Genomic DNA, 12,715 nt, shown 5'->3' with positions numbered 1-12,715 from the left:
TGGTTTGGTGAGAGGGTCTCATGTCCGTGTTTCAAGGCGCTGCCGGGCTCAGCCGGCGTGGATTCCTGATCGGGGCGGGCGGGCTCGCCGCGGCCGCGGCGCTCACCGCGTGCGGCGACGGCAAGTCGTCTTCGGGCGCGGCCGCCTCCGGTCCGTGGGAGTTCACCGACGACCGCGGCCAGAAGGCGGCGCGCGACCAGCGTCCCGCCCGCGTGGTCGCCTACGCCAGCTCGGCCGCCGCGCTGTGGGACTACGGCGTCCGCCCGGTCGGCGTCTTCGGCCCGCAGAAGACGGCCTCCGGCGGCAAGGAGATCCAGGCCGGCAACATCGACCTGAACACCGTCACGTCGATCGGCAACGCGTGGGACGACTTCAGCATGGAGAAGTTCGCCGCGCTGAAGCCCGACCTGGTCGTCACCGGCCTGACCGGCACCAAGCCGACGGACATGTGGGTGCTGACCGGCGACCTCGGCCCGAAGGTGCAGCAGATCGCGCCGATCGTCGCGCTCTCGGAGTACAAGGTCGCGCTGCCGAAGGTGATCGAGCGCTACTCGCAGCTGGCCGTCGCGCTCGGCGGGGACGCGAACTCCGACGTCATGAAGAAGGCGAAGGAGGACTTCGACAAGGCGTCCGAAGACCTGCGCGCGGCGGCGAAGGAGAAGGCCGGGCTCAAGGTCCTGGTGCTGTACGGCGACAAGGACGGCCTGTACATCGCGAAGCCGGAGTACTTCGCCGACCTCGCGTACTACCGCGAGCTGGGGCTCGACATCGTCTCGGGTGGCGGCACCGAGGACTACTGGGAGCAGCTGTCCTGGGAGCAGGCGGGCAAGTACCCGGCGGACCTGATCCTCACGGACACGCGGTCGTACGCGCTGCCGCGCGCGCAGATGACGCAGTTCCCGACGTGGAACCAGCTGCCCGCGGTCAAGGCGAACCAGCTCGGCGACTGGTCGGCCGAGCCGCGCTTCAACCACCTGCTCGCCACGCCGGTCATCCAGAAGCTGACCGCGCTGGTGAAGGGTGCCCGCACGGACATCACCGCCTGAGGAGGCCCGCGATGACCAACCCGTTCGAAGACCCCTCCGCGACGTACCTGGTCCTGGTGAACGCCGAGAACCAGCACAGCCTGTGGCCGGAGTTCGCCGAGGTCCCGGCCGGCTGGACGGTCGCGTTCGGCCCCTCGTCCCGCCAGTCCTGCCTGGACCACGTGGAGACCAACTGGACGGACATGCGCCCGAAGTCCCTGGCCGAAGCCATGGACGCCTGAGCTTCTTCCCCCGACACGCCGGGAGCCGTCGGCTCCCGGCGTGTCGTCGTCCCAATCACGTGTGATGACCCTCCAATCACGCGATATCCGCCTTCAATCACGCGAGTACCGCGCCTGATCACGCGAGTTCCGTGTACCGGAACGGTCGGCTCGCGTGCCTGGAGGGTCGACACGCGTGTCTGGAGGGTCGACACGCGTGATTGGCGGGACGACACGGGTCAGGTGCGCTGGCCCGACCAGGCCGCCCAGAGCGTCGCGTACTGGCCGCCCGCGGCCACGAGGTCGTCGTGGGTTCCGGATTCCACCACGGCGCCCGCGTCGAGGACGATGATCCGGTCGGACGCCGCCGCCTGGGTCAGGCGGTGTGCCACCACCAGGGCCGTACGTCCTTCCAGCGCCGCCGCGGCCGCGGACTCCAGTACCCGGGAGCCCGCGCTGCCCGCCTCGGCCGTGGCCTCGTCGAGGATCGCGATCGGCGGGTCCGCCAGCACCAGCCGGACCAGCGCCAGCTGCTGAGCCTGCGTCACCGTCAGCTGGTGGCCGCCTTCGCCGACGACCGTCGCCAGTCCGTCCGGGAGGGACGACGCCCAGGTCAGCGCCCCCACCTTCGCCAGCGCGGCCCGCAGTTCGTCATCCGACGCCGACGGGCGCGCCAGCCGCAGGTCTTCGGCCAGGGGGCCCGCGAAGACGTGGACCTCCTGGCTGATCAGCGCGACCGTCCGGCGCGTGGCTTCCGGGCCCAGCTCGTCCAGGGGGACGCCGCCGAGCGTGACGGATCCCGCGTCCGGGCGGTGGATCCCGGCGATCAGCTTCGCCAGCGTCGTCTTCCCGGCCCCGCTCGCCCCGACCAGCGCCACCCGCTCGCCGGGCGCGACGGCGAGGTCGACGTCCCGCAGCGCCGGATGACCGTCCACATAGGAATATCCGACGCCCGCGATCTTCACGGACGCGTCGACCGGCCGCGTCGGCCGCGAAGGCGACGTCTCGGCCGGCAGGTCGGCGACGCCGATCAGCCGCGCCAGGCTCGCCGCGGCCGCCTGCGCGTCGTCGACCAGCGCCAGCGCGGTCATGATCGGCCCGAACAGGCTGTGGAAGTACAGGGCCGCGGCCGTCGCCACGCCGACCGTCACCGCGTCCGCGCCGACCAGCAGGAACCCGATCGCCAGCACCGCCGACAGCCCGACGAACTCGGCGAGGTTGAGCCGCGAATAGAACCGCGTCACCAGCCGGATCCCCTGCAGGGCCAGCGAGACGGCCGCGTCGGACCGCTCCCGCACCCGCTCGAGGTGGGTGTCGGCCAGCCGGAACGCGCGGACCGTCTTGGCCCCGCCGATCGTGTCGAGCAGCTGCTGCTGTTGCGCCCCGACGGCCTCCCGTTGCGAGGCGTACAACGGCTTCGCGCGCGGCACGTACCACCGCACGGTCCACAGCTGGATCGGCACGGCGACCAGTGCGGCCAGCAGGAAGCGCCAGTCGAGGACCGCCAGCGCGCCGAGCGTCAGGACGACGGTCAGCACCGACCGGCCCAGCTCCGGCAGTGCCTGCCGAACTCCCTCGGCGACGACCGAGACGTCGTTCGTCACGCGTGCGGTCAGGTCGCCCGAGCCGGCGCGTTCGAGCTGTTCGAGCGGCAGCCCGAGGGCGCGTTCGACGAAGCGTTCGCGCAGCTCGGCCAGGATCGTCTCGCCCAGCCGCGCCACCAGCGACACCCCGGCGGCGGTCGCGACCGCCTGGGCGAGCGCGACGAGCACCAGCCCCACCACCGGCGTGACGAGCTCGGCCGCCGGACGGCGCGTCGCGACCAGGTCGACGACCCGGCCGAGCAGGGGCGCGGTGAGCAGGCCGATCGCGGTGGCGGCGACGAGCATCGTGAACGCGGCGGCGGCGCGGCCCTTGGAGCGGCCCACCAGCTCGCCGACCACGGCGCGGATCCGGCGGCCGTCGGCCACCGGCAGGAGTTCCCGGGTCACGACAGCACCGCCGCCCGGTAGTCGGCCCGGCCCGCCAGGTCGGCGTGGCTGCCTTCGCCGGTCACGCGCCCGTCGTCGAGCAGGACGACGCGGTCGGTCGCGGCGAGCAGCGCCGGGCTGGTGGTCACGAGGATCGTGGTGCGGCCGCGCCGCAGCTGCGCGAGGCCCGTGGCGATCCGGGCCTCGGTGACGGTGTCGACGGCGGTCGTCGGGTCGTGCAGCACCAGCACCGGCGCGTCGGCGGCGAGCGCCCGCGCGAGCGCGACCCGCTGCCGCTGCCCGCCGGACAGCGACCGCCCGCGCTCGGTGACGGCGGTCGCGACGCCGCCGGGCAGCGCGCTCGCCACCTCGTCGACGGCGGCCGCGGACATCGCCTCGGCGGAGAGGGGCCCGGCCGTCACGTTCTCCGCGACCGTCCCGGCGAACAGGTCCGCGTCGTGCGCGGCGACCAGCACGACCTCGCGGACCCGGCCGGGGTCCACAGTGGACAGATCGACCGAGTCGACCGACACCGAACCGCCGTCGGGGTCGGCGGCGCGGCCGAGGCAGTCCAGCAGGTCGGTCGCGGCGGCCGGGTCGGTCGCGACGACGCCGAGCAGCTCGCCCGGCCGGGCTTCGAAGCCGACGTCACGCAGGGCGCCGCGGCGCAGTGCGGACAGCTTCACGTGCCCGGCCGCCGGTTCCGGCAGCGTGGCGTCACCGCCTTCGACGGCGGGCGGCGCGTTCAGCACGTCCGCGATGCGCGCGGCCGACGCCCGGCCCTGCGCCAGCTCGCCGTTGACCCACGTGAAGAGCGTGAACGGCGTGATCAGGTACTGCGCGAGCCCGACCGCGGCGACCAGGTCGCCGACGCTGATTTCGCCCGCCGCGGCGAGGTTTCCGCCGACGAGCGCCACCACGGCGATGAAGGTCCCGGTGAGGGCGAGCAATGCGCCGTTGTGCCAGGCCTGGGCCCGGGCCGCGCGCAGCGTCGCCCGCAGGGAGTCCTGGCTGGTCCGGCGGTAGCGGTCGACGGCGGCGCGTTCGGCGCCGATGCCCTTGAGCACGCGCAGCCCGGCGACGAGGTCGGTGGCGACGCCGGAGGCGAACGCGGACCGCTCCTGCTCCGCCTCGCTGCGGCGCTCGAGAGGCTTCCCGATCAGGTGGGCCAGGTACAGCATCGGCGGGGTGCCGAGCAGGACGAGCAGGCCGAGCGGCAGTGACATGGTGAGCAGCGCGACGGCGCTCACGAGCAGCCCGGCCAGGCCCGCGACGGCGAACGGCAGCACGCTGTTGACCGTGCCGACCCGCTTGGCGTCCGACGTCCCGACGCTCACCAGCTCGCCCGCGAGGGTGCCGGACTCGGCGACGCCGCCGGGGTGGAGCACCCGGCGGCCGAGCGCGAGCCGGAGGTCGTGCGCCGCGCGTTCGGCGGCGCGTTCGCCGAACCGGGCGCCCAGCCGGTAGCTGTTCGACAGCGCGGCGAAGAGGACGCCCAGCACCGCGAGCCAGAGCAGGAGCGTGCTCACCGAGCCGTCGGCCACGGCCTGGTCGACGAGCACGCCGATCACCACCGGGACCAGCGCTTCGCCGCCTTGGTGGCAGGCGGTCAGCAGTGCCGAGAGCGTCACCGGCCGCCGTTGCCCGGCGATCGAACGGCGGAGGACTTCCCGTCCCGTCGTGCCCACCCGAGCCTCCCTGTCCTGTGCTGGGATAGGTAAGGCTAGTCTAAGTTAGAGGCTCACGGGGAAACGGTCTCGGTTCGCGGCTCGGTGGCGGGTTCGCCGAACCGGGCCAGCGCGAGCGCGGCCGCCACGGCGAGGACGAACCCGGCGACGGCGACGAAGACGAACCCGGGCCGGGTGCGGTCGCCGAGCACCAGCACCCCGACCAGCGAGGGGAACACCGTCTCGCCGAGCACCATCATCGCGGTCGAGGTCGTGACGCTCCCGCGCTGCAACGCCGTCGCGTAGAACAGCATCGCCATCCCGCCGGCCACCGCGACGACGTAGGTCGCCGGGTCGGTGAGCAGGTCCAGTGGCGCGAGGCTGGGGATGATCCGGCCGGCGATCGCGACGACGCCGAAGCTCAGCCCGGCGACGAGCCCGAGCGCCGGCGTCCGCACGCGGCGGCTCGCCTTGCCCGCGGCGATCCCGGCCGCGGCCAGCACGACGACGGCTCCGATGAGCACGAGCCGGAAGCCCAGCCCGACCGGATCGGACCCCTCGCTCTCGGCGGCCGCGCCGAGCAGGGCGAGCCCGGCGCACACGACGGCCACGGCCGCCCACTCCCGCCTGCCGAGCCGGACGCCGAGGAACCGGACGGCGACGGCCGTGACGGCGAGGCTCGCGGCGAGTGCGGCCTGCACGACGAACAGCGGCAGCACGTGCAGCGCGACGATCTGGGCGACGAACCCGAGGACGTCCAGCGACAGCCCGAGCACGAACTTCCCCTGGCCGAGCACGCGGACCAGCAGCTTCGGGTCGACACCGTCGGTGCCGGTGTCCGTCGCCCGCGCGGCGACCGACTGCATCACCGAAGCCACGCCGTACGCGCATGCGGCGCCCAAGGCGCAGAGCAGTCCCCACCACATGCCGATCACTCTATGGCGCATTTTGTCGGACCCGCGCGGTAGGTTCCCGGCATGTCGAACACGGGTTCGAAGACGCATCGCCAGTGGCCGGGTCCGCTGGCCGCCGACGAGCTGCGCCTGCAGCTGGACTTCCTGCGGTTCCTGCGGGCCACGGCGGTGAACAAGGTGGCCGGGCTGCCGGCGGAACTGGCCGCGGCGACGCCGTTGCCGACGTCGCCGCGGATGAGCGCGCTCGGGGTGGTGAAGCATCTCACCGCGGTCGAGCGGTGGTGGCTGTGCATCGAGGCGGGCGGGGCGGACCTGCCGTCGCTGTGGGCGGGCACCCCGGACCCGAGCTGGGACCTGACCGCGGAGGACACCCCGGCATCGGTGGTGGCGGCCTACCGGGCGGAGTGGGCGCGGGCGGAGAAGGCCCTGCGCGGACTGGGCCCGGACGACCGCACCCGGCGGCGCGCGGAGTTCACGGTCCGCTGGGTGGTGGCGCACGTGGTGCAGGAGACCGCGCGGCACGTGGGGCACTTGGACGTGCTGCGCGAACTGGCCGACGGGGAGGTGGGCGAGTGACGGAGGGATGAGGTCGGCCGGGGTGGCTGGGCTGGGCGGACTGGGCTGGTGGGCGGGCCGTTCCCGGGGGTGGGCCGGGCTGGTTGTGGGAGGTTCGGGCGCGTTCGGCCGGGCGTACTCGTTCGGTCGGAACCCGGTGGCCCGGGTCGTTATCCTGGGTACGTGGCCGTCGTCGCGGAGCACCGGCGATTTACCGGCCCCCTGGCCCTCGCGGGTGCCAGCGGGGTTGCGGTGCCACGTCCGCCGCCGGTGGTGCCTGAGCGGTGTCGCCGGGCGGTTCGGCCTGAGCGGCTTTCCGATTCCACGGCATGTCGTTCGCCGCGAGTTCGGCTTTCGCCGAGCCCAGGCCGCACTGACCTCGCCGGGTGTCCGGGCCAGGGGGAGTCGTTTCCCCTCAGCCGTCCACCCTTGGAGGTCTTCCCATGCCCGCAACACTCACCCCGGCCCAGCTCGCCCGCGACCTCGCCGTGCGTGATCTCACCGATCCGGCCGCCGGGCCGCATGCTGTCCAGCTCGTCGTCGAGCAGGCCGTCGCGGCGCTGGCCGCCCGGTGGTCGTGTGCCGTGCGGTGGTGGCCCGGCGATCGGATCGTCACCGTCGCCGACAACTACGACCACCTCGGCTACGACCCCGCCGACGTCACCCGCGACGCCCGCTACACCCGGTACGTCGACGACGGCCACGTCCTGCGCAGCCACTCCACCGCCATGATCCCGGCCGCGCTGCGGGCCCTCGCGGCCGCCCCGGCCGACGACGTCCTGCTCGTGTGCCCCGGCGTCGTCTACCGCCGCGACAGCATCGACCGGCTGCACAGCGGCACCCCGCACCAGCTCGACCTGTGGCGGATCACCCGGGGCACCGTGCGCCGCACGGACCTCGAAGAGATGGCCGCCGCGCTCGTCCCGGACCGCGGCTGGCGGCTCGAACCCCGCCGTCATCCGTACACAGTGGACGGTGCTCAGCTCGACGTCGAGCACGACGGCGGCTGGGTCGAGGTCGCCGAGTGCGGCCTGGCCCACCCGGACGTCCTCGCGCGAGCCGGGCTCGGCGACGGCTGGTCCGGGCTCGCTCTCGGGATGGGCCTGGACCGGATGCTGATGCTGCGCAAAGGCATCCCGGACATCCGCCTGCTGCGCTCGGCCGAGCCGGCCGTCGCCGCCCAGATGACGGACCTCGCGCCGTACCGGCCGGTGTCCGCCCTGCCCCCGGTGCGCCGCGACCTCTCGATCGCCGTCGCCGCGGACGACCGGGCCGAGGACCTCGGCGACCGCGTCCGCGACGCCCTCGGCGCCGACGCGGACGTCGTCGAGTCGGTCGAGATCCGGCGGGAAACGCCGTGCGCGGAGCTGCCTCCGCCCGCGCTGGCCCGGCTCGGGGCGCGCCCGGACCAGAAGAACCTCCTCGTCCGCCTGGTCCTCCGCCCCCTGGACCGGACGCTGTCCGACCACGACGCGAACGTCCTCAGGGACCGCGCGTACGCGGCATTGCACCGGGGGAGCATCCACCAGTGGGCCGGCTCAGGCTCGCAAGCCCCTGATCGCGATGGCGGCGAAGCGCCGGGAAGCCGCGACACGGGCGGCCGGTGAGGCGCCCTGGAGGCCGCTGTTGGCCAGGAGGACGAGGATCACGTCGTCCAGTTCGACGTCGGGGCGCAGGTGACCGGCTTCCCTGGCCCGGCGGGTCACCTCCGCGATCGACTTCACCGCGCGTTCCCGGTCCGCGGTGAAATCCAGCGCGTGCGGGAACTCCGCCGTGAACGCCGCGGTGAAGCCCCGGTCGCGGGCGTGCAGCTCGCTCAACCGCTCGACCATCGAAGTGAAGCCGCGTCCCGGGTCGGGGTCGGCCAGCGCCTCGTCGACGATCGCGTAGCACGCGCGCATCCGGTCGGCGAACGCCTCGGTCGCCAGCGCCTCCTTGGTGGGGAAGTGGCGGTACAGCGTCGCCGGGCCGACGTCGGCGCGGCGGGCGATCTCCCGCATCGGCACGGTCAGGCCGTCGGCGGCGAACACCGTCCGCGCCGCTTCGAGGATGCGTTCGCGGTTGTCGCGGGCGTCGGAGCGGCGGAGGTGAGGCAAAACCTCGGTCACTTCCTCACTTTAGCCAACCGGACGGGGGCGTCCGTTAGCGTCCGCCGGCGACGATCGGAGGAGAACGTGAAAGCAGTCGCGGTGCGGGAGTTCGGCGGTCCGGACGGGCTCGCGGTCGTGGACCGGCCGGTGCCGGTCCCGGCCGCCGGGCAGGTCCTCATCACGACCGAGGCGATCGGCGTCGGCGGCGTCGACGTCCTGATCCGGAGCGGGGCGCTCGCCGCCTACGGCTTCCGGGACGGTCACGTCCTGGGCGGCGAGATCGCCGGCACGGTGACCGAGACCGGCGACGGCGTCGACCCGTCTTGGCTCGGAAGGCGCGTCTGGGCGTTCGCCGGCGTGGGCGGCGGCTACGCCGAGCAGGCGGTGTCCCCCACCGAGACGCTCGTCCCGCTGCCGGGAAACCTGTCGCCCGTCGACGCGGTGACGCTCGGCAGCTCGGGGGTGGTCGCCCACTTCGGCCTGCGCCACGCCCGCTTCGCCCCCGGCGAGTCGGTGCTGGTGCGCGGCGCGGCCGGCGGCATCGGGATCACGGCGGTCCAGCTCGCAGCCCGCGCCGGTGCCGGAGCGATCGCGGTCACGACGTCGTCGGCCGAACGCGGCGAGCGCCTGCGTGAGCTCGGCGCGACGCACGTCCTCGGCCGCGACGGCGGGGGAGCGGAGGGCTTCGACGTCATCCTCGACGTGGTGGCCGGCCCGGGCCTCCCGGCGTTCTTCGCCCGGCTCAACCCGAACGGGCGGCTGGTGACTGTCGGCGCGGTCGCCGGCGACCCGCCCGCGGACTTCGGGAAGGCCTTGTTCACGGCGTTCCGGAAGTCGCTGTCGTTCGCGACCTTCAGCGCGGACACCGTCCCCATGGCCGACCGCACGGCCGTGACCGCCGAGCTGTTCTCCGCCGGCCTGCGCGCGGTCGTGCACGAGGTGCTGCCGCTGGAGCAGGCCGCACGGGCGCACCGGATGCTGGACGCGGGCGAGGTGTTCGGCCGGATCGTGCTCACCACGCGGAGTTTCCGCGGAGGACGCGATACCTCAGGTGCGTGACGGAGGCCGCCGCGCGCGACTCCAGCTGCTCCAGGTTCAGCGGCGGGACGCCGTCGAACAGCCGGACGCCGGCGCCGAGCGTGAACGGCGCGATGTGCAGCCGCAGTTCGTCGATCAGGCCGGCGGCGAGGTACTGGTTGACCGTGGCCGCGCCGCCGTGGACGGAGATGTCGCCGTCGCCGGCCGCTTCGCGGGCTCGGTCCAGCGCGGTCTCGATGCCGCCGGTGACGAAGTGGAACGTCGTGCCGCCGTCCATCGGCTGCGGGTCACGCGGGTGGTGGGTGAGCACGAAGACCGGGGCGTGGTACGGCGGGTTGTCGCCCCACCAGCCCTTCCACGCGCGGTCCCACTCGCCGCGCACCGGCCCGAACATGTTGCGCCCCATGATGAACGCCTTCGCCGTCAGCATCCGGTCGAACTCGGCCGGGTGCTCGTCGCGGCCCTCCGCGAACCAGGCGTGCAGCTTGTCCCCCCAGCCGTCCCCGCCGTCGTCGCCGAACGGGCGCTGCTCGGTCTGGTGGAGCCCGGCCGCGTACCCGTCGGCTGTGATGGTGAGGTCGCAGGTCACCTTGCCTGTCCGTGTGGTCATGCGAACCAGGATGGCCCGGACCCGACATGACGTCCAATGTCAATTCGCGGGCCGAATCATTGATATCCTCGATGAGTGCTCAGCCTGGTCCAGCTCAAGGTCCTGGCCGCGGTGGCCCGGCACGGGTCGGTGACCGAGGCGGCCCGCGAGCTCCACTATTCGCAGCCGTCGGTGAGCCATCACCTGGCCCGCCTGGAGACGGCTACCGGCGCCAAGCTCCTGCAGCGAACCGGCCGCGGCATCCGCTTGACACCGGAAGGACGCCTGCTGGCCGGCCGCGCCGCCGAGATCGTGGGCCGGGTGGACGCGGCGGCGGGTGAGCTGGCCGCGCAGGTCGGCCTGCGGGCCGGGCGGGTCCGGCTGGCCGCCAACGCCTCCACGCTGAGCACGCTGGTACCGGAAGCCGCCGCCGCTTTGGCGCGGGCGCACCCGGGGCTGGAACTGAGCCTGTCCGACCGGCACCCGGTGGAAGCACTGGACCTGCTGCGCCGCGGCGAGATCGACGTCGCCCTGGTCTTCCAGCACGCCGGCGCGCCGCTCGAGGACGAGGGATTCCGCTTCCGGCACCTCGCCGACGACCCGATCCACCTCATCAGCAGGCACCCCGGCGACAGCCTGGCGAACCACCGCGACTCCGCCTGGATCGGCGGCTGCGACCGGTGCCGGGGCGAGCTGGCCGCCGTGTGCGGCAATGCCGGCTTCACCCCGCGCGTCACCGCGCACAGCGACGACATGGTGGTGGTGCAAGCCCTGGTGGCGGCCGGCCTCGGTGTCGCCACGCTGCCCGGTCTCGCGCTCGCCGCCCATCGCCGGCCCGATGTCCACGCCACCGAGCTGCCCGGCGTCCACCGCCGGATCCACGCGGCCACCTACGGCGACCCGCCGGACCCGCCCGCGGTCGCCGCCGTGCTGGCCGCGCTCGCCGAGGCGGCCGAGCCGGCGCGGAGTGGCCCGTAGGGTGTCCGCATGACTGATCGGCTCTATTTCCGTAATTAGTCGGTCGTCTCACCTGGTGTTTCTTCGTATGTCTCTGGAGTAGTCCGGCGCATGCCGGGCGTCCTTTTTGGACCCCCGCGTGTGCGTCCGCACGTCGTTCTGTCACGACGTGGTTATTGCACGACACACTCTTGTACGCCGTCTAGTCCGGCGGGAGCGTGTCAGAAGGTGGTTCGATCGCCTTCGTCTCAGACCGGGGTTTGAATTCGATCTCGATCAATCCGAGGAATTTCATGCGGAGGCCCTCACCCTCGCGTCGCCGCTTTGAGAGTACGCACGCGCCGCCGAGCACTACGAGTAGTAAGAAGACGAGCGCCCACAGGCTTCCTGCGGACATGCTCGCGATACGAGAGAAGACGACCTCGACAGACACGCACAGCCCTCACCGCCGACGAGTCCCGGGGCGTCCCCACCGGCCGGTTAAGGGTGGTGTCGCGTTTTGCCCAGCTCGGCCGAAACTTCATCGGCGCGTACTGCTCATGCGTCCCGGCCCCGGTTGGCCCGCTGTTTGCACCTCAGCAGGTCAGGCGAGACGCATCCTGTCTCGACTATGGACAGGTGCTTCTACCTCGAAAGAGTCCGGGCTTGACGCCTGAACTTCTTCCGCTCTACCAACCTGCCCTACGTGGGCAGCAGTCGTCGCGGTCCTAAGGGCTGTACTCCCTGACGAGCGTCGCGCACGATGGTGGCATCGCGCTCGCCTGGGGCCCTGGCTCCTGTGCCTTGACGCCGACGTCAGGATACCCGATCGCGCGAGCGGTGGTGAGGGCCTGGCGAAGCCCCGGTGCCCATGACACCTGTCGGGCGTGTTTGTGCAGGTCAGAGGTTAATTCGGTGCGGGCTGAGGACGGGCCGTAAGGTGACCGGCATGACTGATCGGCTCTACTTCCGGCAGCTGCTCGCCGGCCGGGACTTCGCCGTCGGGGACGCCGTTGCGACGCAGATGCTGAACTTCGCCTACCTGATCGGCGATCGCGAAACCGGGGACGCCGTCATCGTCGACCCGGCCTACGCGGTGCGGGACCTGCTGGACGTCCTGGCCGGCGACGGCATGCGGCTGACCGGGGTGCTCGCCACCCACCACCACCCCGACCACGTCGGCGGCGAGATGCTCGGCTTCTCGCTGCCCGGCATCGCCGAGCTCCTCGCCATCGAGCCGGTGCCGATCCACGTCAACGGCGCCGAGACCGAGTGGGTCCGGCGGGTCACCGGTGTCTCCGGGACCGACCTGCGCGCCCACGACCACGACGACGTCCTCGAGGTCGGGGCGATCCCGATCCGGCTGCTGCACACGCCCGGGCACACGCCGGGCAGCCAGTGCTTCCTCGTCGAGGACAAGCTCGTCTCCGGCGACACGCTGTTCCTCGAAGGCTGCGGCCGCACCGACTTCCCCGGCGGCGACGCCGAGGAGATCTACCGCAGCCTGCAGGCGCTCGCCGGGCTGCCCGGCGACCCGGTCGTCTACCCCGGGCACCAGTACTCGGCCGAACCGTCGGCCGCGCTGTCGGAGGTGAAGCGGACCAACTTCGTCTACCGGCCGCGCTCGCCCGAGGAATGGAAAGTCATGTTCGGCGGCTGAGACAAGCCGTTCCACGGGCTGAAACGCCGCCTGTTCACGGAGTGGGCGCG

The 12,715-nt window shown here is 72.9% G+C and carries 12 protein-coding genes; 7 read left to right on the top strand and 5 right to left on the bottom strand.

From position 1 onward, the window contains the following. Positions 1-20: 20 nt before the first annotated feature. On the top strand, positions 21-1,046 hold the full coding sequence (locus tag AB0G28_RS21405; protein WP_361091354.1) for an ABC transporter substrate-binding protein: 1,026 nt from the start codon (positions 21-23) through the stop codon (positions 1,044-1,046). 11 nt (positions 1,047-1,057) lie between these two features. After that, positions 1,058-1,267, top strand: a complete 210-nt coding sequence (locus tag AB0G28_RS21400; protein WP_361091351.1) for an MbtH family protein — start codon at positions 1,058-1,060, stop codon at positions 1,265-1,267. 218 nt (positions 1,268-1,485) lie between these two features. Here the strand turns inward: AB0G28_RS21400 and AB0G28_RS21395 are convergent, their stop codons facing one another. The 3 genes from AB0G28_RS21395 to AB0G28_RS21385 are packed head-to-tail and all read right to left on the bottom strand — an operon-like array spanning position 1,486 to position 5,809. Beyond that, complete coding sequence (locus tag AB0G28_RS21395; RefSeq protein ID WP_361091348.1) at positions 1,486-3,237, bottom strand: ABC transporter ATP-binding protein; 1,752 nt, start codon at positions 3,235-3,237, stop codon at positions 1,486-1,488. After that, on the bottom strand, positions 3,234-4,904 hold the full coding sequence (locus AB0G28_RS21390) for an ABC transporter ATP-binding protein (RefSeq protein ID WP_361091345.1): 1,671 nt from the start codon (positions 4,902-4,904) through the stop codon (positions 3,234-3,236). The genes AB0G28_RS21395 and AB0G28_RS21390 overlap by 4 nt, the downstream gene beginning before the upstream one ends. Positions 4,905-4,957: 53 nt before the next feature. Then, on the bottom strand, positions 4,958-5,809 hold the full coding sequence (locus AB0G28_RS21385) for a hypothetical protein (RefSeq protein ID WP_361091342.1): 852 nt from the start codon (positions 5,807-5,809) through the stop codon (positions 4,958-4,960). Positions 5,810-5,860: 51 nt separating this feature from the next. Here AB0G28_RS21385 and AB0G28_RS21380 point away from each other — a divergent pair, with 51 nt between their 5' ends. Together AB0G28_RS21380 and AB0G28_RS21375 are read left to right on the top strand one after the other, a co-directional pair. Then, entirely contained in the window at positions 5,861-6,373 is a 513-nt protein-coding gene (locus tag AB0G28_RS21380) for a DinB family protein (RefSeq protein WP_361091340.1), read from the top strand. A 422-nt stretch (positions 6,374-6,795) separates the two neighbouring features. Next, entirely contained in the window at positions 6,796-7,959 is a 1,164-nt protein-coding gene (locus AB0G28_RS21375) for a hypothetical protein (protein ID WP_361091337.1), read from the top strand. On the opposite strand, the gene AB0G28_RS21370 is transcribed toward AB0G28_RS21375, so the two are convergent. Then, the gene (locus tag AB0G28_RS21370; protein ID WP_361091334.1) at positions 7,891-8,460 is read right to left on the bottom strand and encodes a helix-turn-helix domain-containing protein; all 570 of its coding nucleotides are present in this window, start codon (positions 8,458-8,460) and stop codon (positions 7,891-7,893) included. The two genes, AB0G28_RS21375 and AB0G28_RS21370, sit on opposite strands and share 69 nt — an antisense overlap. Positions 8,461-8,526: 66 nt before the next feature. On the opposite strand from AB0G28_RS21370, the gene AB0G28_RS21365 reads away from it, so the two are divergent. Further along, on the top strand, positions 8,527-9,501 hold the full coding sequence (locus tag AB0G28_RS21365) for a zinc-binding dehydrogenase (RefSeq protein ID WP_361091331.1): 975 nt from the start codon (positions 8,527-8,529) through the stop codon (positions 9,499-9,501). Here the strand turns inward: AB0G28_RS21365 and AB0G28_RS21360 are convergent. Next, a complete protein-coding gene (locus AB0G28_RS21360; protein WP_361091328.1) occupies positions 9,455-10,090 on the bottom strand; it encodes a dihydrofolate reductase family protein in 636 nt (211 codons plus the stop codon). The genes AB0G28_RS21365 and AB0G28_RS21360 overlap by 47 nt on opposite strands. Positions 10,091-10,165: 75 nt before the next feature. Between AB0G28_RS21360 and AB0G28_RS21355 the strand changes: the two genes are divergently transcribed. Together AB0G28_RS21355 and AB0G28_RS21350 are read left to right on the top strand one after the other, a co-directional pair. Continuing rightward, positions 10,166-11,047 carry a LysR family transcriptional regulator gene (locus AB0G28_RS21355; protein ID WP_361091325.1) on the top strand — a complete coding sequence of 294 codons (882 nt, stop codon included), beginning with the start codon at positions 10,166-10,168 and terminating at the stop codon, positions 11,045-11,047. 907 nt (positions 11,048-11,954) lie between these two features. Next, positions 11,955-12,665: an MBL fold metallo-hydrolase gene (locus AB0G28_RS21350; RefSeq protein WP_361091322.1), complete on the top strand. Its 711-nt coding sequence runs from the start codon at positions 11,955-11,957 to the stop codon at positions 12,663-12,665. The last annotated feature ends 50 nt before the right edge of the window (positions 12,666-12,715 follow it).

The organism is Amycolatopsis sp. NPDC021455 (genome assembly GCF_040640995.1).
Lineage (GTDB): Bacteria > Actinomycetota > Actinomycetes > Mycobacteriales > Pseudonocardiaceae > Amycolatopsis.
Note: the sequence above shows the minus strand (reverse complement) of the source record. Positions and strands in the feature narration are given on the sequence as shown.

What these genes read in the sequence shown, in the direction of transcription:
- AB0G28_RS21405 (WP_361091354.1), top strand. Translation starts at nt 21, where the DNA reads ATGTCCGTGTTTCAAGGCGCTGCCGGGCTCAGCCGGCGTGGATTCCTG.
- AB0G28_RS21400 (WP_361091351.1), top strand. Translation starts at nt 1,058, where the DNA reads ATGACCAACCCGTTCGAAGACCCCTCCGCGACGTACCTGGTCCTGGTG.
- AB0G28_RS21385 (WP_361091342.1), bottom strand. Translation starts at nt 5,809, where the DNA reads ATGTGGTGGGGACTGCTCTGCGCCTTGGGCGCCGCATGCGCGTACGGC.
- AB0G28_RS21380 (WP_361091340.1), top strand. Translation starts at nt 5,861, where the DNA reads ATGTCGAACACGGGTTCGAAGACGCATCGCCAGTGGCCGGGTCCGCTG.
- AB0G28_RS21375 (WP_361091337.1), top strand. Translation starts at nt 6,796, where the DNA reads ATGCCCGCAACACTCACCCCGGCCCAGCTCGCCCGCGACCTCGCCGTG.
- AB0G28_RS21360 (WP_361091328.1), bottom strand. Translation starts at nt 10,090, where the DNA reads ATGACCACACGGACAGGCAAGGTGACCTGCGACCTCACCATCACAGCC.
- AB0G28_RS21350 (WP_361091322.1), top strand. Translation starts at nt 11,955, where the DNA reads ATGACTGATCGGCTCTACTTCCGGCAGCTGCTCGCCGGCCGGGACTTC.